This is a genomic window from Bacillus pretiosus (genome assembly GCF_051294775.1).
Taxonomy (GTDB): Bacteria; Bacillota; Bacilli; order Bacillales; family Bacillaceae_G; genus Bacillus_A; species Bacillus_A wiedmannii.
In genome coordinates this window covers 1,570,509-1,589,730 of sequence record NZ_JBPPHF010000001.1, presented here as the reverse complement: position 1 = coordinate 1,589,730, position 19,222 = coordinate 1,570,509, and the positions used below count along the sequence as shown (strand labels likewise).

The 19,222-nt window shown below is 33.0% G+C and carries 18 protein-coding genes and 1 pseudogene; 15 read left to right on the top strand and 4 right to left on the bottom strand.

Annotated features, from left to right (window positions below):
• Window positions 1-165: 165 nt before the first annotated feature.
• Together ACSG5Z_RS07970 and ACSG5Z_RS07965 are read left to right on the top strand one after the other, a co-directional pair.
• Window positions 166-1,392: a phospholipase D-like domain-containing protein gene (locus tag ACSG5Z_RS07970; RefSeq protein WP_435711234.1), complete on the top strand. Its 1,227-nt coding sequence runs from the start codon at window positions 166-168 to the stop codon at window positions 1,390-1,392.
• Window positions 1,380-1,689 (top strand): annotated as a pseudogene (locus ACSG5Z_RS07965) (MFS transporter); the annotation flags it as partial. The gene ACSG5Z_RS07970 and the pseudogene ACSG5Z_RS07965, both read left to right, overlap by 13 nt.
• Before the next feature lie 79 nt (window positions 1,690-1,768).
• Here the strand turns inward: ACSG5Z_RS07965 and rarD are convergent.
• Together rarD and ACSG5Z_RS07955 are read right to left on the bottom strand one after the other, a co-directional pair.
• Window positions 1,769-2,671 (bottom strand): EamA family transporter RarD, encoded by a 903-nt coding sequence (gene rarD / locus ACSG5Z_RS07960; protein WP_435711233.1) that lies wholly within the window; start codon window positions 2,669-2,671, stop codon window positions 1,769-1,771.
• 496 nt (window positions 2,672-3,167) lie between these two features.
• Window positions 3,168-3,467 (bottom strand): hypothetical protein, encoded by a 300-nt coding sequence (locus ACSG5Z_RS07955; RefSeq protein ID WP_435711232.1) that lies wholly within the window; start codon window positions 3,465-3,467, stop codon window positions 3,168-3,170.
• 549 nt (window positions 3,468-4,016) lie between these two features.
• Between ACSG5Z_RS07955 and ACSG5Z_RS07950 the strand changes: the two genes are divergently transcribed.
• The 5 genes from ACSG5Z_RS07950 to ACSG5Z_RS07930 all read left to right on the top strand — a co-directional run bounded on the left by ACSG5Z_RS07950 (window position 4,017) and on the right by ACSG5Z_RS07930 (window position 7,296).
• Window positions 4,017-4,925 carry an acyl-ACP desaturase gene (locus ACSG5Z_RS07950; protein WP_000957101.1) on the top strand — a complete coding sequence of 303 codons (909 nt, stop codon included), beginning with the start codon at window positions 4,017-4,019 and terminating at the stop codon, window positions 4,923-4,925.
• Window positions 4,926-5,140: 215 nt separating this feature from the next.
• Window positions 5,141-5,602, top strand: coding sequence for a CarD family transcriptional regulator (locus ACSG5Z_RS07945; protein ID WP_000486301.1), 462 nt, complete (start codon window positions 5,141-5,143; stop codon window positions 5,600-5,602).
• Window positions 5,603-6,149: 547 nt separating this feature from the next.
• Window positions 6,150-6,296, top strand: a complete 147-nt coding sequence (locus ACSG5Z_RS07940) for a BC1881 family protein (protein ID WP_000738548.1) — start codon at window positions 6,150-6,152, stop codon at window positions 6,294-6,296.
• Between the two features lie 294 nt (window positions 6,297-6,590).
• Window positions 6,591-6,824: a hypothetical protein gene (locus ACSG5Z_RS07935; protein ID WP_000340034.1), complete on the top strand. Its 234-nt coding sequence runs from the start codon at window positions 6,591-6,593 to the stop codon at window positions 6,822-6,824.
• Between the two features lie 238 nt (window positions 6,825-7,062).
• Window positions 7,063-7,296: a YuzF family protein gene (locus tag ACSG5Z_RS07930; protein ID WP_000120818.1), complete on the top strand. Its 234-nt coding sequence runs from the start codon at window positions 7,063-7,065 to the stop codon at window positions 7,294-7,296.
• A 41-nt stretch (window positions 7,297-7,337) separates the two neighbouring features.
• On the opposite strand, the gene ACSG5Z_RS07925 is transcribed toward ACSG5Z_RS07930, so the two are convergent.
• Window positions 7,338-7,613, bottom strand: coding sequence for a hypothetical protein (locus ACSG5Z_RS07925; RefSeq protein WP_001087713.1), 276 nt, complete (start codon window positions 7,611-7,613; stop codon window positions 7,338-7,340).
• Window positions 7,614-8,005: 392 nt separating this feature from the next.
• Here ACSG5Z_RS07925 and ACSG5Z_RS07920 point away from each other — a divergent pair, with 392 nt between their 5' ends.
• From ACSG5Z_RS07920 to ACSG5Z_RS07890, 7 genes are all read left to right on the top strand, one after another.
• Window positions 8,006-8,368: a Na-translocating system protein MpsC family protein gene (locus tag ACSG5Z_RS07920; RefSeq protein WP_001968557.1), complete on the top strand. Its 363-nt coding sequence runs from the start codon at window positions 8,006-8,008 to the stop codon at window positions 8,366-8,368.
• Between the two features lie 620 nt (window positions 8,369-8,988).
• Window positions 8,989-10,521, top strand: a complete 1,533-nt coding sequence (locus ACSG5Z_RS07915) for an NADH dehydrogenase subunit 5 (RefSeq protein WP_097858711.1) — start codon at window positions 8,989-8,991, stop codon at window positions 10,519-10,521.
• Window positions 10,521-13,145, top strand: coding sequence for a DUF2309 domain-containing protein (locus ACSG5Z_RS07910; protein ID WP_435711231.1), 2,625 nt, complete (start codon window positions 10,521-10,523; stop codon window positions 13,143-13,145). The genes ACSG5Z_RS07915 and ACSG5Z_RS07910 overlap by 1 nt, the downstream gene beginning before the upstream one ends.
• Before the next feature lie 79 nt (window positions 13,146-13,224).
• Window positions 13,225-13,734, top strand: coding sequence for a carbonic anhydrase (locus ACSG5Z_RS07905; protein ID WP_435711230.1), 510 nt, complete (start codon window positions 13,225-13,227; stop codon window positions 13,732-13,734).
• Window positions 13,735-13,819: 85 nt separating this feature from the next.
• Window positions 13,820-15,250: a cryptochrome/photolyase family protein gene (locus tag ACSG5Z_RS07900; protein WP_435711229.1), complete on the top strand. Its 1,431-nt coding sequence runs from the start codon at window positions 13,820-13,822 to the stop codon at window positions 15,248-15,250.
• 112 nt (window positions 15,251-15,362) lie between these two features.
• Window positions 15,363-15,818 (top strand): TspO/MBR family protein, encoded by a 456-nt coding sequence (locus tag ACSG5Z_RS07895; RefSeq protein ID WP_306007914.1) that lies wholly within the window; start codon window positions 15,363-15,365, stop codon window positions 15,816-15,818.
• Between the two features lie 103 nt (window positions 15,819-15,921).
• Window positions 15,922-16,632 (top strand): alpha/beta hydrolase, encoded by a 711-nt coding sequence (locus ACSG5Z_RS07890; protein WP_435711228.1) that lies wholly within the window; start codon window positions 15,922-15,924, stop codon window positions 16,630-16,632.
• Window positions 16,633-16,719: 87 nt separating this feature from the next.
• On the opposite strand, the gene ACSG5Z_RS07885 is transcribed toward ACSG5Z_RS07890, so the two are convergent.
• Window positions 16,720-17,085 carry a YxeA family protein gene (locus ACSG5Z_RS07885; RefSeq protein ID WP_000714888.1) on the bottom strand — a complete coding sequence of 122 codons (366 nt, stop codon included), beginning with the start codon at window positions 17,083-17,085 and terminating at the stop codon, window positions 16,720-16,722.
• Between the two features lie 573 nt (window positions 17,086-17,658).
• Here ACSG5Z_RS07885 and ACSG5Z_RS07880 point away from each other — a divergent pair.
• The gene (locus ACSG5Z_RS07880; protein WP_435711227.1) at window positions 17,659-19,197 is read left to right on the top strand and encodes an alpha/beta hydrolase; all 1,539 of its coding nucleotides are present in this window, start codon (window positions 17,659-17,661) and stop codon (window positions 19,195-19,197) included.
• Window positions 19,198-19,222 lie beyond the last annotated feature (25 nt).

Sequence of the window (19,222 nt, the reverse complement as noted above, 5' to 3'; positions counted from 1 at the left end):
TTTGTTATCGTCGTACGACTTCCAATTTTAGGGTTATGCGAATGAGAAATTTTATAGTTAATCATTCAAAGAAGGATTTTGTTAGCTAATAGATGCATGGAATAGTTTTGTCCCAATAACAAAAACTAACAGAAATAAAACGATAATATATAAAGGAGATTAAATATGCTGAAAAAGATAGGAAGAATTTTCCGAGTATTCCTCTTTTTATTTATCGGTGGATGTTTAGTTCTGTTTGTTTGGGGTGAAATTGACAGAACGATAGCCGAAAAAAATGGGGTATTTAGCCAGAATTCTAGTCAATACCCTATGCGTCAAAGTGATATTACTTTGTATACAGATGGGAAACAGTTAAACAATCAACTATTCTCAGATATAGAGAAAGCAAAGCATTACGTGCATGTTAACTTTTTTTCTATTGCTGATGATAAAGTAAGCCATCAGTTTCTAGAGTTATTACGGAAAAAAAGTCAAGAAGGTGTAGAAGTATACTATGCTTTGGACAGGTTAGGTGGAATTTTACTAAAGAAAAAGGAAAGAGAATTATTAGTTAAAAAAGGAGTTCATTTTACATATTACAATAAACCTGCTTTCCCTTATCTTTTTTCTTCTTTGGATCATCGGAATCATCGTCGTATTTCAGTTATTGATGGAAAGGTTGGTTACATTGGCGGATTCAACATCGGAAAGAAGTATTTAGGGGAAAAAGAAAAACTTGGTTATTGGAGAGATTATCATCTTCAAATACGAGGAGAAGGAGTTCAAGATTTAGAACAACAATTTGTATTAGACTGGAAGAGAAACGCAGAGAAACCGATTCCGATACACAATGCGGTAAAGGAAAAGGGAGCAACCTCGCAACGATTTACTGCATATTATAGTGGAGAAAAACTTGGGCAAGATTATAAAATGCTGTTTGAACAAGCAAAGGAATCCATTATTATATTAACACCTTATTTTATACCAAAAGACAAAACTATTTGGAACGCATTAGTAGATGCAAGAAAGAGGGGAGTCCGTGTCAAAATTCTATTCTCACCTCATTCGGATGCACTATTAGTTAAAGAAGCAGCATATCCATATATCCGAAAAGCATTAAAACAGGGTATGGAAGTATATGGTTATAAAAAAGGGGTGTTACACGGTAAAGTATTTTTGATTGATGAAAAAGTATTGATGGTTGGGACCGTGAATTTTGATTCACGCTCATTTCATTTAAATGAAGAAATGAACTGTTATATTCATGACCCTATCTATATTTCGAAAATAAAACCTGTGATTAATGCAGACTTACAAAATTCAAAGCAAGTAACATCCTCTGACGTCAACCAATTATCTATAAAAGAAAAAATAAAAGAAAAGGTTGCAAAAATGTTTGAGTATTATTTGTAAAGGCAATGTATTTTTATACTTGGATAACAGGGGCTATATGCTTAGTGATTTTACATATTTTCCATGGAATCAGCTGGGCAGTTGCTACAAGTTCGATAGAAAAGGCTGTGATTGATGTATTCCACGATCTCTTCGTGGAGAAGCAATGGCATGGCTTTAGGACCAGTATTAGATCTTTGAGTAATAAAATCATTTTCATTCCATTATCTATTTCTTCTATGTACAGGATTAGCACTTGTTGCATTCATACTTGTACTTGGTACAAAAATACCATCAATTCAACATGCATCAAAAAAACGCTAAGCAAAAAATACAATAAGCTGCCCATATGGACAGCTTATTTACATGATTTTCATTATTTATAAGTTAAACTCATTTATTTTTTACTCTCTTTACTTGACTTTGTTATAGAAGAAAAAGTATAAATTATAAGGGCTAACCAAATAAAGGTAAAAGCTATAAAATGAGTTTTTGTTAACGTTTCGTTATAAAGAAAAACACCGGCTATTAGTGACAGAGTTGGTGAAATATATTGGAGAATACCAAGCATAGATAATGAAACTTTTTTAGCACTCTTTGTAAATAATAAAAGTGGTAGAGCTGTTACTACGCCACTCCCCATTAATAATAAACTGGTTGAAACAGAATCGAAAAATTGTATTTGAGATTGAAACATCAAGTAAGCCAAATATACTAACGCAATAGGCGAAATTACCATCGTTTCAAGTGTTAATCCAATGACTGAATCTGTTTTAATCATTTTTTTGGCTAAACCATAAAATCCAAAGGTAAGCGCCAAACTAAGAGAAATCCAAGGGATCACACCATAATGGAACGTTAGTGTTAATACACCAATGCCTGCTAATATAAATGCAAGAATTTGAGAACCACTTAACTTTTCTTTTAATGCGATTACACCGATTAACATACTTGTTAAAGGATTAATGTATTGACCAAGACTTGCTTCTAATATTTTTCCATTAAGCACTGCCCACATAAAGATGCCCCAGTTTGAACTAATCAGTACAGAAGCAATAAAAAGTGACCAAACTAATTTTGGATTTTTAACAATTTCTTTCATGAATTCAACATATGTAGACCATTTCTTCATGAAAAATAAAAGTACAAGCATAAAAATAAAGGACCAAAAAACTCGTTGTGCTAGAATTTCTCCTGAAGATACGTGTTGAATAAGCTTCCAGTAAATTGGAGTAATACCCCACATAATATAAGAAAGTACTGCAAACACAATGCCATCTTTTTCATTATTTAATTTCATTCTGAGCCTTCTTCCTAAATATTTAAGTGTTAAATTACCTGGTTTGTTTTAAATAACTATTAGTAGTAGGGTAGTAGGGAAAGTAGTGGTGTAATCCATTTTATTACAAATCAAGATTTTAACATCAATGATTGGTAAAGTAAAATGTTTTATTATCTTATGTTTTTAGTAGAAAAATGCATATTGTATACATGTGGGGTTAACATAATGTCCTATTATCACTAGCAAGAAAAAAGCGAATCCACACTCTCAAAAGAAATCCACTTTTTTTATAACTCTATTCATTTTTTATACATTCCTATCCTGGTATGGTTTTTGGGTTACTGGATTAGCAGAAAACAGGTCACCCCCAAAACGATAAATAGGCTTTTTTCACAATAAAACCTAAAAAATTCGTTTTGGGGGTGTTATAAAACTTTATCTTGATGGAAATGGGGCGGTTACCCCTGGTTTTAAGTTAAAAACCCCCCCGGAAATAAACCTTTTATAAATATGATTATTTTATTTCAAGGGGCTCCTTATAAATCTTAGCTATATATTTTATGAAATCAATGACGGGATAGTGTATGAGTGAACGGTGCTGCGTAAAACGGATCCCTTCTTTTTCCATTTTTGAAATGAGTTGTTCAATTTTCAACTCTTTTTGTTGTATCCTATTATAATTTTGATATACAATGTTTTTCCATTGATAGGAAGACCCGTGAAAAAAATTCTCTCCTTTTACCCTGTGACTAAATATAATTTCTATTTTTTCTCTACGTTGTTTTTCCTTCATATGCGCTTCCGTTGACTGCATGTTTATCGCCTCTTCCCTTTTTTTGTATACTGTTTCACAAAATTTGGTCTAACTCATCATAGCCAATGTGCATTAAGCTTGTTGGGAATTGTCGTTTAAGGCTATCTCATCAACTATATTTTTTTCAAGCGCTTAATCTAATATATTGGATTATTATCTTACGTCTAAATAAGTTGATAGTGTATATAAAACATTATCAATCTTTATTATAAAACGATTCTTTATAGGCATGCACCTTTTTACACTCACCAAAATTTATAGCATGACGAGTATCTTTATCGATGAATGTTATTCTGTATTTACTGAGGTTAGTTTTTATTTTGACTAACTAACATATTGTTTGCCTCAATATCTATTTTATAAAAAAGAAAATAGATGTAACGGTCCCTCTTTTGATAAAAAAATCCTATGAAAATATAGCGCTCTTAAAGAGTTTTGTTACAAGTTTGTTATGTTTGATTTAAAAAAAGGAAAGTAATCTTTATTTGTAGAAAATTTTTAGAGATAAAAATAAGCTGAATATTCATGGTAAGAAAAGGGGGCACTTATATGCTAACAAATGATTTAGATTTCCGATTAGAACCACGTTTAAAAGAACTGTATGAACAACATAAAATAAGAGCGCAGAAGATAGACTGGGGTTATCATGAGTTTTTACCATGGGATAAGGGAATGGACTTTAAAAGAGTTCCTTGGGATGAAAGTCAAGTTACTCTCCCTTCTGGTGTAATTACGGCCATTGAAACAGCTTTATTAACAGAAGTGAATTTACCATGGTTTACAACGTATTTATCTGCGACTTTTAAAGGTTCCCTTTCTGTTATTACAGACTTTATTCATACTTGGACCTCAGAAGAGGATCAACATTCGAATTTATTAGAGACATATTTACTACTCACTCGAAGTGTAAACCCTAAACGTATACATGAATTAAGAAAATCAGTCGTTGAGTGTGGATTTGAGCCTGATTTTCATACACCAATCGAAGCCATGACGTATACGACGCTACAAGAACTTGCAACAATGGTGTTTTACAATAATGTAGCTAAGGTGGCAAGTAAGCATGATCCAGATCTTGCTACATTATTACGCCGTCTTGCAAAAGATGAAACACTTCATTATGCGTTTTATCGAGACGTTATTCGAACACATTTAGAATTGGAACCAAATTATTGCTACCATATTGCCAATGTGATTAGGAATTTTAAAATGCCAGGTGCCGTCATGCCTGATTTTGAAAATAGAATGGCTGTGATTGCAAAAGAAGCAAACTATGGGCCACTACAATATTTTGATCAAGTACTTGATGTAGTGGTTGAGTATTGGGGGTTAAAAGACTTACGACCAATTGCCCCTCTAGCAGAAAAAGCAAGAATTGAGATTTTGGAGTATCATATAAGATTGAAAAAAATACGGGATCGATTTGGCCGTTTTCAAGGAAAAACTGATCTACGTTAATGAGTAGAGATTTCAGAATATACGCGTGGGAATTCCCTTTTCTTTTATTTGAAATCTAGAACGCTCTCTATTATTTTGCGGCTGTTTTCCTTAATTTAACTTCCGAATAAAAAGTGATTGACACCAAAAATAAACTCATGATATTATTAAATATTTGATAAAAAATAACGTATGTGTTAAGCTTGAGAAGGTTACCACATATGGAGGTGGGTTATATGTTTCAAATTGGCGATAACATTGTTTATCCAATGCACGGAGCAGGTATAATTGAAGCCATAGAAGAAAAAGAGTTCTCAGGGAAAAAGCAACTTTATTATGTCATAAAAATGTCCCTTAGTAATATGCAAATCATGATTCCTAAGGGCAAAATATTGAGTTCGAATATACGACCAGTTATTGATATACTTACATTAACGCGCATTATACACATTTTTCAGCATGGAGAATCAGGCGAATTAATGCCTTGGAAACAAAGGTATAAAGTAAACACAGATAAAATAAAAACGGGTGAAATACAAGAAGGTGCTGAAGTTATACGTGATTTAATCCGTATAAAGAAGGAAAAAGCACTGAATACAAGCGAAAAAAAATTGTTGGATGATGCATATAAATTTTTGGTCAGTGAGCTAGAATTAATTAAAGGAATCACTGAAAAACAAATAAAAAGTTTCTGTTGAGATTTATTATAAATACTGTATGACATCCCTTGGGAATATCCTGAATTTTCTGGGTATATGTTGATTATTAAAAGGAAAGTATTTCAAAGATATTCAATTTCTTCAACTCACTTTTAGAGTAGATACCTCTTTTGTTATCACTTCAATCTAATCCATTTTTATTTTTAAATTTCTTTTACGAACATTTGAAGTTTCATCAAATAACTCGATTAAATAGTCACTTGATTTTTACAATCCTGATTCACACTGGCACGGACAAGGAGCCGTAAGGATGAAAGAGAGGTAGGGCTTTCATTGTTTTAGGTAATATACTATCTAAGTCATTATTTCTAGAAGAAAAAACAATCAATCTCACCACTATCTGTAAGAGTGCCTTATATCTACTGAGACGGTGAATAGTAATTGTTTATCTTCTTTACGTAAAATTGATAAACGAACTGGTAACACCATATGGTCAACTACAAAAAATTGGTTTCCAGACCAGGAAACCAATTTAAATTTTATTTACATACCAATAGTAAATTAAGCAGTAAGAAGGAGTACACACATGAAAAAAATGTTAACAAAAGAATTAAGTAATGAATTAAAGAAGCGAGAAGGGATCATCTCTATTACAGTTGAGTCTTATGAAAAAATCGAAGTTGGTGGAATTCGTGTAGATGGACCAGCTATTATTCTAATTAATCAAGAATAGGTAAAAATAGTTGCATACAAGGAGAAAAGGATCGGCCTTTAAGAGAAGGGGATCCTTTTTGCTTGTTGCAGCTAATATGGGATATACATAACTTTTATCTGATTTGTTGGGATTAAAAGGAAGGAGAGGGTCGGGATTATCATGGTAGAGAGCTTAATATTGGTAGGATTTCTTTTTACGTTATATAAATTAGTTGATAAAAAACAAACTAATTATTTAAAACGATAGATTGTTTCCTTTTTAAGGGCTAGATTTATTTGAGAGTGAAATGGATTATTTAAAGGAGGAATTTAGATGGATGCAAGGAAAGAACGCATAAAATACGAGAAGATGTCAAAGAATTATGATCGTATTTATTTAGTTTCGTTTATCCTATTAATTGTACTTGTTTGTAGTAGTGTGATTATCATAGGAGCTACAGGGGGAAAATATGGAGTGTTTTTATTGTTAGCAATTTTACTTAACGCACGTATTACGAAAGAATCTCAAAAAAAGTATGAGTACTATTCTAATAAAGGGCGTATTTAAAATGATACATATCCTAAAAGGAACAACCTAGATGTACATTCAAAATATCCCTATATCATCACCTATTAACTAGTAAAAGTAACTTTATATAAATAATTTTTTAGCAATGTAGAAATAGAAACCGTATCTTATTAAAATGTTATTTCCGTTCATATAATGAATTATCCTTCTAGCATATTTATAAGATTTACATCATATATTAGGAGAAAGAATGCGAGTTAGAAAGGAGTCTTATAGAATGAGTTATTTGGAGGGAAATGACTTTAGTAAACAAAATATGGTAAGTGTGCCTAATCCCTATGTATATCAGACATTACAATCAGTAATTGGTAAACATGTGGTTATTGAAACTGTAAGAGGAAATATAAGAGGTAAATTAAAGGATGTGAAACCCGATCATTTGCTCATTGAAGATACGGTGCCATATATTGTACGCATTCAACAAATTGTATGGATTATGCCAAAACAATAATCAAATTAGCGTCATAGAGCATCAAATAAAAACACAGGGTTTTATCTCTGTGTTTCTTCAAATTTTCGTTTTTGGATATATGCTTGAGCATGGATAATTTCTTTCTGAAGTTCTTTTAATTCTTTTGTAGATCCAGATTCAATCCTCATGTACGTAGTAACTAGACTAATCATCATATCCATCTTCTCTACTATATTTTGAATGACCTGTTCAGATTGCTCTTTTTTAGGGTGTTGTATTGCTATTAAAGCATTTTCTATATAATTGTTCTTTCGTTGCTGGATATCATAAATAAACTGTTTTGTGTTTGAGTTCATTTGTTATTCCTCCGTTTTGGATATACTTCTATTCTATCATATTTGAATGGAAAATATTAGATTACCTTAAATTCACACCTGTTTCGTACATCTCCTCAAATATACAACCTAATCTCTTAACGTACAGGGGTCCTGCCCCATCGCTATCAAGCTAAGAAAATACAACTCCCCCCACAATGACCTTTTTAGAAATCTATGCAACAGAGCCTTTATAGTAAGAGTAACTTGTTGGGAATGATCAAAAAATCTATATTGTAATATAAAAAATCACTATGATATGAAAGGATACCTTACAACAACCCCAATAAATTCTTCTCAATAATTGAAAATAAAATCAATCCAGATTATTATATTGTTATTGTAAATTTATTTTATTGAAGGAGGATACATAGATGAAAAGCTCAAAAGGCTCTATTGAATCAGAGATAAGCAAAGCAATTACTCATTGGGAAAAGGACTACTTAGGACGCGGTTCTATATCCGTTAAGACAGATATATTACGGGATATGATTATCGTAAATTTACAAGGTATTTTAACCCCGGCTGAATATACTGTTTGCGAAACAAAAGATGGCATGCTAACGATAAAGAAAAACCGTTCGGAGCTAGTTGAATCTGGAATTGATGATTTGAAAGAGATTATACTAGAATTAACTGGAGAGAAAGTGAAAAGCTTTCATACGGATATAAGCTCCCGTACAGGCGAACGAGTAATGATTTTTAAATTGCTTCATAATCTTGAGGAAAAATTTTAAAAATAAAACTTAAGGTTAGTGGAAGGATTAAGAAACCTACAAGTTTTGCACTTTATTTAACTTTATTAACATGCTAATAATTAAAAAACTTGAAGTTATTTAGGTATAATAAATCGTAATTCAAATAACTCTTAAAAAACTGATAAAGAAATTGACAAACTGCTTAATATGGTTTATCTTATAATTGTTTTAAAAAATTGATAGATGCTCATTTTAACAGTTTGCTATAATTAAGGCTTTAGCATTTTTTTAATATGTAATATTGACTAAATGAAAAAGTTTCTTAATGAAAAGATAGCGTATAACATAAATTGATATATTTGATTGCATAATCTAGGAGATCAGAAATATACTTTTCTTTTTAACAGGATTAATACATACATTATTATCCTCTATACAATGGGAGCTCTTCAAAAAACTTTATTGAAGTTAGTTGAAGTGAAACCGACAATCTCCATAATTCAATGATGATATAAAATCATTGAATTATGGAAGTTGTCGGTTTTTTTTATGGGAAAAAACGATGTACTGAAAAGAGTGAATGAAAATTGAAATTAAAAAACTATCTTACTTAAAAGGAATTTTTATAGGTTATTTTCGTTTGGAAGGGAGTATTGTACATGTTAATTTCGCTGAGTTCATCAACACTGTTAACATTATTTTTTATGGCGCTTAGCGCTTCTTGGCTAAGTGGATTATTGTTTTTACATGCAAGGATGCCTTTACGTTTTGTTCATATCCATATTGGTATCGCTGCTTTGCCTTCATTGTTTTCTTTACTCGCACTTGTTAATCACAATGGAGATAGAGTTGTGGGGCCTTGGCATTTAGATACTTTAGCTTGGTTCATGGCTTTCTTTGTTCTTACAATTGGTTTAGTCATTCAGCGTTTTTCTATACGTTACTTACTGGGAGATCGCTCATATCGAAAATACTTTGCACTTTTTACATTTACTACAGGTATATCTTCGGTTGCATGGTTAAGTGATGATCTTCGTTTCATGATTATGTGTTGGGGAGCAACTCTTATAGGATTGGTTCTACTCATAGGGCTAAATAAAGGGTGGAAAGTGGTTAGTGAAGCAACAAAAATTTCTAGTTATTTATTTACAATAAGCTGGATTGCTTTGCTAGCAGCTATCATTTGGCTTTTTCAAGTTACTGGACAGTGGCAGTTAACATTAGTTTTAACGAATGAAAATGTAGCTCAATTTGGAACGTTGGAGAAAACAGGAATTAACTTATTGATTATAGTAGCTGTGATGATTCCAGCAGCACAATGGCCTTTTCAAAGATGGTTAATTGAGTCAGCTGTTGCTCCAACTCCTGTTTCTGCTGTTATGCATGCGGGGTTAGTAAATGCTGGCGGTATCATGTTAACTAGATTTTCACCTCTTTTTCATGATGATATGGCACAAATCATTTTACTAATTTTCTCTAGTATTTCTGTCTTAATCGGAACAGGAATTAGCCTAGTTCAAGTTGATTATAAACGTCAGCTAGTGGGGTCAACTATTGCACAAATGGGGTTTATGCTTATTCAATGCGCATTAGGAGCTTATTTGGCGGCTGTTATTCATTTAATTTTACATGGTTTGTTTAAAGCTACATTGTTTTTACAAGCTGGTTCTTCCGTACAACGTTTTGGGGCAGTGAAGCAGTCTAATGAAAAGATATCTGATTTATGGATTATGGTCGGACGTGTTTTCGGATTATTTATAGCGATTGCTTTTTGGTTTACGACTTCTGGAGAAGGGTATGAATTAGTTAGTGCGTTCATCTTAGGGTGGTCATTATACTTTTCATGGAAACAACTTGTTGTTTTTGGAGAGGGAAGAATGGGACGAATTGTTGGCGTATTTATTTTAGTTGGATTTTCTCTCATTTACTTTACCGTTCATAATTCTCTTTATAAATGGTTGCATACTGACATGTATCCAAATGTTCAACCTTCAGTTTCAGCCGTTATTTTTGTTATATGTCTCTTATTATTTGGTAGTGTTATTAGTACTCTCGTTACTCATAATCAATCCTCTACTATATTTGCTGTAATGTATCTTTGGTTCGTTCGAGTAGGGGAGGCGAGACAAAAGTCAGTAGAAAGTCATCCGAGCTATCTTAAACATTATGTATCAAAGGGAGGTAATCAGTGATGAGCATACCGTCAATCGTAACGAAAGAAACTTTAAAAAAGAAAGATACAAACATTGAAGTACAAGAAAATAATATGAATGAGTTAGTTGAATCTGCTAGCCGAGTGATTGCACCACTTTGGCCGATCGCTACATTTGCAGCTCATCACCCTTGGATGGGACTTGAAAAACAATCATTTGAACAAGTTGCAGATTGGTTAAAAGAAATTCGTAATGTGGATATATATCCTAGTGCTACTATGATTCATTCGGCAAAGGCGAAAGGGGAGATTAAGGAATCATTTTTACAAAGTGGCTTGTCTCATTGGCTTGATTCACAATCTTTTCATATCCCGCGAAAGAAAGCGGAGCAGTTTTGCCAAGCAACTTTAAAATTAGAGAAATTACCTTCTAGCCTATTATCATCGCCACAATTAAATAAACTGGCAGAAGAAATGAGTTATATAAATACAGGAAGTATGAAAGACTCTCCTATGCAACCTGTAAGTTCACTTATAGAGAATCAAAAGGGTGAAAACCTATCTGATATTCTTAATTATCATATCATTAAATGGTGTAAATTATATTTGGATGACTCCGGATCAAGTTGGACGATGCCAAATCGAGAGAAAGGTTTGTATCGTGCATGGCATCACCTTATTAAATTTGATCCAGCGCTCAGTAAAAATGAGCGTAGCATTTTAAAAGATTGGCCAGAGGATGCCGAGGTAGCTTTAACAAGAGCTTTATCTGAATTAGGAATTTCTGAATCTAACAAGCAAGCTTACCTTGAAGGGCACTTGCTTGCTTTGCCTGGGTGGGCAGGAATGATACTATGGCGTTCCCAACAATCAATTCAGGAACAGGAACTTATGATTGAATATTTAGCAGTTCGAATTTCTATGGAGCTGGCCATTGTCAAACCTTATTTACCTACAAAAAATCAAAAGGCTGAGAAGAAAGTTGCGATTGTCCCACTTATAGCTTCTTGGATCTATTGGGGGAATATTTCAACCCTGGAATGGTCACAAATGTCTGCAGCTGAACAAAGCGAATTATTAGCATTTGCATATCGTTTTGATGAAAATATTCGCAGGAAACTTTGGCTAGAAGCTTGGGAACAGACGCATGCAGAGCAATTAAGGGAAAAGATTGTTTCTAAGCAACGTGCAACTAATGATAAAAAACGTGTATTAGCTCAATTAGCATTTTGTATTGATGTACGTTCAGAACCGTTTCGTCGCCACCTAGAAAAATTAGGTCCGTTCGAAACGTTTGGAATAGCTGGTTTCTTTGGGTTACCAATTGCGACTAGTGAACTAGGTAGTAATGACAGTCATCCTTCTTTGCCAGTTATATTAAAACCGAAACATCAAATAAAAGAGCTCACGGATGAAAATGAATATAAATCTTATGAGCAACGTAAGAAGATAGACAGCTCAGTAAGTTATACGTTTAAAACGATGAAACAAAATGTACTTACAAGTATGTTACTACCTGAGATAAGTGGCCCTTTACTTGGTCTACAAATGATGACAAGAAGTTTTGTGCCAAGAAGAGTAGGTAGTTTCATTGGTAACCTTCGCAAAACAATGTTACAAAAACCTGATACGACATTCTCACTTAATCATGTTCATGATACAAAATGTGAGATGCCTATCGGTTTTACGAAAGAAGAAAAAGTGAACTATGTGCGTCAAGCTTTAAAAATGGTGGGATTAACAGAAAAATTCGCGCCTTTAGTTGTAATGTGCGGACATAGTAGTCAAAGTACGAACAACCCTTATGCCGCAGCGCTTGAGTGTGGTGCTTGTGGCGGAGCGGCAGGGGGATTCAATGCAAGAGTTTTTGCTACTTTATGTAATCTTCCAGAAGTCAGAGAGGCTTTGTCTGCTGAAGGCATTAAAATTCCGGAGGACACCATTTTTGCAGCAGCTGAACATAAAACAACAGTGGATGAATTGGAATGGATTTATGTCCCAGAACTTTCGGAAACTGCGCAAGAAGCGTTTGATAGTATTGAGTCGGTTATGCCAAGTGTGAGCCAACATGCAAATAGAGAGCGTTTAACACAATTACCTAATTTTAAAACGAAAATAAAAAATCCGAGTAAAGAGGCACATCGATTTGCAGAAGATTGGAGTGAAATACGTCCGGAATGGGGATTAGCCCGTAATGCATCTTTTATTATCGGAAAACGAGAATTAACTCAGGATTGTGACTTGGAAGGAAGGGCTTTCCTTCATAATTATGATTGGAAACAGGATGGAAGTGGCGATATATTAGCTAGCATCATTGCAGGGCCAGGAACAGTAGCTCAGTGGATAAATTTACAATATTACGCTTCAACTGTAGCTCCTCATTATTATGGTAGTGGAAACAAAACAACCCAAACCGTAACGGCAGGTCTCGGTGTTATGCAAGGAAATGCAAGTGACCTGTTGCCAGGCTTACCTTGGCAATCCGTTATGCAGTCAGATAGTGAGACGTATCATTCACCACTTCGTTTACTAATTGTAATTCAAGCGCCTATTGAATATATAGAACGTTTGCTAAATAATGATTTCGCATTTCGAGAAAAAGTTCAAAATGGATGGGTCAGACTTGCAAGTGTTGATCCAGAAGGACAATGGAAAAACTGGTAACAATCATGTAATGAATAATCAACTATCGTTACTAGTTTAAAAGTTTCATAAATACAATAATGAAGAAGGAGTGCTCCATATGAATTCAAAGAATAAAAAAGTATTATTATTAACAGACATTGAACACGGAATAGAGCCGATTATCCAACAAGTAACTAACATTCAACAAGAAAACGTGTTGACTATACACAGCTATGATTCTGTAATTGTACATCCTTATGGAGATATAATGAGATCTGTTATTATTGCTATTTATCAAGAAAAAGTTGAAGAAATTATTGTTGTCGGAATAGAGGATAAAGAAACTGATATAGTTAATCTACAAATTCAACGTGATTCCATAAAAAATAACAGAGAAATAGACTATCTCTTTAAAAATTGCATGCCTGAATTTTCAAGTGGTAGCCTGAATGCATGGCTAAGTGGACAAGAAAATGTTAGTGAAAATATTGAGAAGAGTATAGATATGATTCGTCATCATCCGTTAGTACCTTCTGATATTAAAGTTCATGGTTTCATGATTGATAGAACAGGTGAAAAAGAAACGGTTGTTAAAATTGCTACTAATAAAATAGTTGAAAAAGTTTAAACTATTAAAGACAAATAAATTCTTATGTATAAATTACTGTTATATAATAAAATTTAATATGTTTTAAGAATTAGAAGGGATAGTTATGCAAAAAAAAATTATTGTTATGTTTCAAAAAGATTTTCGTGTATATGATAACCCAGCTCTATTTGAGGCTGTTCAGTCTGGTGAGGTTCTTCCGGTATATGTACATGACGAAACTTTTTCAATAGGAAGTGCGTCAAAGTGGTGGTTACACCATGCTATAATAGATGTCCAAAAGCAACTTGAGGCATTGGGATCTACTTTAATAATTCGCAAAGGAAATACACTGGAAGAAATACGTTCTCTCATAGAACAATTAGGTATAACGGCTGTATATTGGAATATTTGTTATGATCCGGACAGATTACAATCTAATCAAAAAATGAAAATAATGTTAGAAGAGAAAGGTATTATCTGTAAGGAATTTAATTCGCATTTATTATTAGAACCGTGGATTATTAAAAAGAAAGATAACACTGAATATAAGGTGTTTACGCCTTTTTACAATGCATTTCAAAAGCAGGTAATACCTAAGCCTATTAGTAAAGTGCAGCGTATAAAGGGAGGAAGCTCTTTACCAGCAAGCTTATCTGTTTCAGAATTACATTTGCTGCCGACTATACGGTGGACATCTCATATTGAATCAATATGGGAGCCTACAGAAGAAGGGGCATACAAAATATTCAAGAAATTTTTCTCTAGTAAATTAGCCTCTTATAGTGAAGGAAGAGATTTTCCAAATGAAAATGCTCATTCGATGTTGGCATCTTATCTTTCATTTGGCCAAATATCAGTGAGATGGATGTATCATTACTTAATAAATAAAAGTACGGAAAGACAATGTAGTTTTTTTGAAAAACAAGTGAATAGCTTTATACGTCAATTGATTTGGCGAGAGTTTTCTTATTATTTACTATATCATTATCCGTTTACAGTATATAAACCTCTTAATAAAAGCTTTGAACATTTTCCGTGGAATAATGAAGAGGAGTTATTAACAGTATGGCAGAAGGGTGAAACTGGTTATCCGTTTATTGATGCGGGAATGCAGGAACTATGGCAAACGGGTTTTATGCATAATCGGGCAAGAATGGCTGTAGCTTCTTTTCTTGTAAAGCATTTGTTAATTCCATGGCAAGAAGGAGCAAAATGGTTTATGGATACACTACTAGATGCTGATATTGCAAATAATACAATGGGATGGCAATGGGTTGCTGGAAGTGGAGCAGATGCATCACCGTATTTTCGTATTTTTAACCCTATCACACAAGGAGAAAAGTTTGATAAAGATGGGGAGTATATAAGAAGATGGGTACCAGAATTAAGAGATATGCCTAATAAATATATACATAAACCTTGGGAAGCACCTGAGCATATTTTACAAAGGGCCAATATAAAGCTTGGTCATACATATCCTTTACCAATTGTTGATCATAAGGCAGCACGTGAGAGAGCACTTTTTGCATATAAAAGTATGAAAGAGTTCGTATAAAATAGGTTAAACAATATGTATTTGAAATTTAAATATTAGAATGTTACCCATTAAAGGGACAGAATAATCATATAGAGTTTCTAAAACCTTCTGTTGAAAAAGGAGAATGTTTATGAAAAAATCTAGTATTATAGTATTTTTACTAACATATGGTTTGTTTTATGTTTCTAGTATTTTATTTCCTATTGATCGTATGTGGTACGATGCACTAGAAAAGCCGTCTTGGACACCTTCTGGTATGACAATTGGAATAGTTTGGGCTGTATTATATGGACTTATTGCATTCTCAGTTGCAATTATTTACAATAAATATGGTCGTAAGCCAAAAACATTTTGGTTTGTATTCCTTTTAAATTACATGTGCAATCAAGCGTTCAGCTACTTTCAATTCAGTCAAAAAAATTTATTTTTAGCAACAGTAGATTGTTTACTAGTCGCTATTACTACGTTACTTCTCATAGTGGTTTCTTCCAAATTATCTAAAGTATCGACATGGTTGCTAATTCCATATTTTTTATGGTCTGCATTTGCTACATATTTATCTTGGACAATTTACAGTATAAATTAAAGACGTAAATGAAAACTTGAGCATAATAAAAATGCTCGAGTTTTTATGTGTATGAATGGTAATCTGAAATATAGAATATACACATCTTAGGGAGGTCATCTTTGTGAAGAAATGGATAAAAATTACGATGTACTCTTTACTAGGTATTTTACTTATAGGAAGTATTAGTTTTTTTGTTTGGTCTCAGTTTACTTATAAACCGACGAAAGAGGCTTTATCGTTAGTAGAGGATAAAAAAGATGAAGAGAATATAGTTTTTGGAGAGAAAGATGGTAAAATAGGGGTTATTTTTTATCAAGGAGCTAAAGTAGAAGCTGAGGCTTATAGTTACTTAGGGGAAGCTCTCGCAAAAGATGGACATTTTGTAGTGATGCCTAAGTTGCCATTAAATTTAGCGATATTTGGAATCAATGCAGTAGACAGTGTAATAGAACAGTATCCTGAAGTTCAGAAGTGGTATGTTGCGGGGCATTCAATGGGGGGAGCTATGATTTCTAAGTATGCTTTTCAACATGAAGACAAGATAGACGGGATCATTTTCTTAGGTTCGTATCCTGCAGATGACTTTTCTACGAAATCAATTCCGATGTTATCAATTTATGGGGAAGTAGATGCTTTAGCAACAGTAGAAAAAATAGAGAACAATAAAAAGTTAATGTCGAAAAATACAACTATGCACATGATAAAAGGGGGCAATCATGCTCATTTTGGCATGTATGGTGAGCAAAAAGGTGATAATGCGAGTTTAATTGCGCCAAAAGCACAACGAGATGAAACAGTGAAAGTAATTGAAGAATGGTTGTTAAAACAATGATAATGAATGTAATAAATCTACCGAAAGAATTCTCCAAACGGTAGATAGGAGCGATAATAAAGAGCCAACTCGTACGAATTGGCTCTTTTATTTATTTGCTATCTCCAATTGTCCCCTTATTTTCTCTGGAATGTCCTTTTCAGAAATAACATCGTAAGAATAGACATACTTTCCTTTCACATGAATTTTTAAGTAAGTTTTTCTTCTAAAATCATTAGGCGTGTTCGTTCCAACTTTATATTCTTTTTCATTGCTTAATTCATCAACACCTTTTAGTGAGTACATAGCTCTTCCTTTATGATGATAATCTGGAACACCATATCCTTTCGCAACGGCATATACATTTTTTTCTTCAGCAATCGGATTAAATCTGTCTAAATCTCCGCGTAATATGAAAGGTAGTAAGTATATAGGGAGGCCTATCCCTAGTATGCAAATTACAAATTTCTTCATGACCGTTTCTCCTTTTGTCTATTTACATTTTTGAGTATAGAAAAAAGTTCTTATGAATATAGAGGGAAATTCTTTAAGTTTTTCTTAATAAAGTTTAACTTTGTGAAAAAAACTAATTTGAGCATTAAGTTTAAGAAATGAATAGCCAAATAACTTGTTTTCTTTATTTTTTGATGGTAGGTTATTAGGTTTTATATTGGTATGAGTGAATTAAGAAATAAGTGAGATTTAGAAAATAGAATGAATTTATCTTACAGTAATAAGAGAATTACCTAAATAAATGATAGTGAGAACAATTAAAGAAAGTATCTAGTGGGGGGCTTTTTTCTTTTGAAACAGAGAATCTCATGGGTCGGTTACATGTAATTTCGTGCTGTGCTTCTAGGTCATTGGAAAATCCAACAATAAAAAAAGAGGGGGAAGGCGTTTTTTATTGAAGTTTGTTAATGATAGATTTTTAACTTGAGAGGGGGATCGTAAAATAGATTATTAATCTCTTTGGTGATTTTTATTTTCCTTATAGTTGGCATATTGCATTAGAAATTTTAAATTTTGAAGGGAGAATCAATAAGTATGGGTAAGAAAAGAAGAATAAGTAATAAGTTATTACTTATCAGTGCAATTTTTACAATAGCAATTCCCTCAGTCTCATATGCGGAGGAAGTAATTTCACCTGAAAATTTTAAGAGTTCTTCAAATTTTTATAAGGGACGAAATACGGAAATTTTGAAAACAAATTTATATCCTCATACATATAATAATCCATTTAACCACCAATTTATTTCAAAATTAAAGGAAGTAAACACAAATATAAAAAAAATAGACAATAGTGATGATGAAAATCCTATTATATCTACTACTTTTTCATTTATTCGCCATATGAATAGTGAAGATTATAAATCTGCATTTGATTTAACCTCAAGGTCATTACAGAAAATAATATCCCAAGAATGGTTGAAGAGCTATTGGGAGGGACTTCCAATTCAATTACAAGCAGGTTCTTTTATAGAAATTGGAGAGGTTACACAAAAAGAGACAAATCCTGTTCATACAAATGTAGAGATTCAATTAGTTTTTGAAAAAATGACTGTACCTTTACTAATTAAACTAGATCCATCTGGAAAAATAGACGATTTTCAACTCAGCATGTCGTTTAGTCCTGTTGCTGAGCGTCCATCATATAGTAAGCCTGAATCATTTGTTGATAAAGAAGTAGTAGTTGGAAGTGGTGCATTTCCATTACCAGGAACATTGTCGGTTCCAAAAGGAAAGGGTCCTTTTCCAGCGGTTATTCTTGTTCAAGGATCAGGAGCAACTGATCAGGATGAAACAGCGTTTGCTTTAAAACCATTTCGCGATTTAGCTGAAGGTCTTGCATCGAAGGGAATTGCTGTCCTTCGCTATAATAAACGAACGTATGAACATGGGTTGAAAACACAATTCAGTCCCTTCTATACAGTTGATAAAGAGACAACAGATGATGCTCTTCTTGTAACTCAATTTCTTAAAAATGAGCCTCTAATAAATAAGAATCAAATATATATTCTTGGTCATAGTCAAGGTGGAATGATGCTTCCGAAAATGATTGAAAAAGACCAAAATCAAAATATTGCTGGGGCAATTGTAATGGGTGGGCCAGCTCGTACGATTCAAGACGTTGTTTTAGATCAATTTGAGTATCTTTTTTCTATTGGAGCAATGAACCAGGAGCAATATAAATTCTACAAATCACAATTTGAATTATTAAATGATCCAAATTTCTCTGGTCAGAATCCTCCAAAAGATTTTTACTTAGGATCAGCAGTATTTTGGGATTCTATTCGGAAAATTAAAGCAGCAGAAATGTCAAAAGAACAAAAGACACCGCTTCTTATTATTCAAGGGGAAAGAGACTATCAAGTTCAATCAAAAATCGAAATTCCTCTTTGGAAAGAACAATTAAAAGAACGAGATAACGTTGATTATCAGCTATATCCAAAGTTAAATCATTTCTTTACAGAAGGGGATGGAGAAATAAGTAAACCGGATGAATATTATAGTCCTGCTAATATTCCTGAGTATGTTATAAATGATATTGCTGCTTGGGTGCAAGGAAGATCGCAATTAAATTAGCAACTATATGTTTTAATAAAGACTT

What these genes read in the sequence shown, in the direction of transcription:
- ACSG5Z_RS07945 (WP_000486301.1), top strand. Translation starts at nt 5,141, where the DNA reads ATGTTTCAAATTGGCGATAACATTGTTTATCCAATGCACGGAGCAGGT.
- ACSG5Z_RS07905 (WP_435711230.1), top strand. Translation starts at nt 13,225, where the DNA reads ATGAATTCAAAGAATAAAAAAGTATTATTATTAACAGACATTGAACAC.
- ACSG5Z_RS07895 (WP_306007914.1), top strand. Translation starts at nt 15,363, where the DNA reads ATGAAAAAATCTAGTATTATAGTATTTTTACTAACATATGGTTTGTTT.
- ACSG5Z_RS07930 (WP_000120818.1), top strand. Translation starts at nt 7,063, where the DNA reads ATGAGTTATTTGGAGGGAAATGACTTTAGTAAACAAAATATGGTAAGT.
- ACSG5Z_RS07970 (WP_435711234.1), top strand. Translation starts at nt 166, where the DNA reads ATGCTGAAAAAGATAGGAAGAATTTTCCGAGTATTCCTCTTTTTATTT.
- ACSG5Z_RS07925 (WP_001087713.1), bottom strand. Translation starts at nt 7,613, where the DNA reads ATGAACTCAAACACAAAACAGTTTATTTATGATATCCAGCAACGAAAG.
- ACSG5Z_RS07900 (WP_435711229.1), top strand. Translation starts at nt 13,820, where the DNA reads ATGCAAAAAAAAATTATTGTTATGTTTCAAAAAGATTTTCGTGTATAT.
- ACSG5Z_RS07920 (WP_001968557.1), top strand. Translation starts at nt 8,006, where the DNA reads ATGAAAAGCTCAAAAGGCTCTATTGAATCAGAGATAAGCAAAGCAATT.
- ACSG5Z_RS07935 (WP_000340034.1), top strand. Translation starts at nt 6,591, where the DNA reads ATGGATGCAAGGAAAGAACGCATAAAATACGAGAAGATGTCAAAGAAT.
- ACSG5Z_RS07955 (WP_435711232.1), bottom strand. Translation starts at nt 3,467, where the DNA reads ATGCAGTCAACGGAAGCGCATATGAAGGAAAAACAACGTAGAGAAAAA.
- ACSG5Z_RS07940 (WP_000738548.1), top strand. Translation starts at nt 6,150, where the DNA reads ATGAAAAAAATGTTAACAAAAGAATTAAGTAATGAATTAAAGAAGCGA.
- ACSG5Z_RS07885 (WP_000714888.1), bottom strand. Translation starts at nt 17,085, where the DNA reads ATGAAGAAATTTGTAATTTGCATACTAGGGATAGGCCTCCCTATATAC.
- ACSG5Z_RS07880 (WP_435711227.1), top strand. Translation starts at nt 17,659, where the DNA reads ATGGGTAAGAAAAGAAGAATAAGTAATAAGTTATTACTTATCAGTGCA.
- rarD (WP_435711233.1), bottom strand. Translation starts at nt 2,671, where the DNA reads ATGAAATTAAATAATGAAAAAGATGGCATTGTGTTTGCAGTACTTTCT.
- ACSG5Z_RS07950 (WP_000957101.1), top strand. Translation starts at nt 4,017, where the DNA reads ATGCTAACAAATGATTTAGATTTCCGATTAGAACCACGTTTAAAAGAA.
- ACSG5Z_RS07910 (WP_435711231.1), top strand. Translation starts at nt 10,521, where the DNA reads ATGAGCATACCGTCAATCGTAACGAAAGAAACTTTAAAAAAGAAAGAT.
- ACSG5Z_RS07915 (WP_097858711.1), top strand. Translation starts at nt 8,989, where the DNA reads ATGTTAATTTCGCTGAGTTCATCAACACTGTTAACATTATTTTTTATG.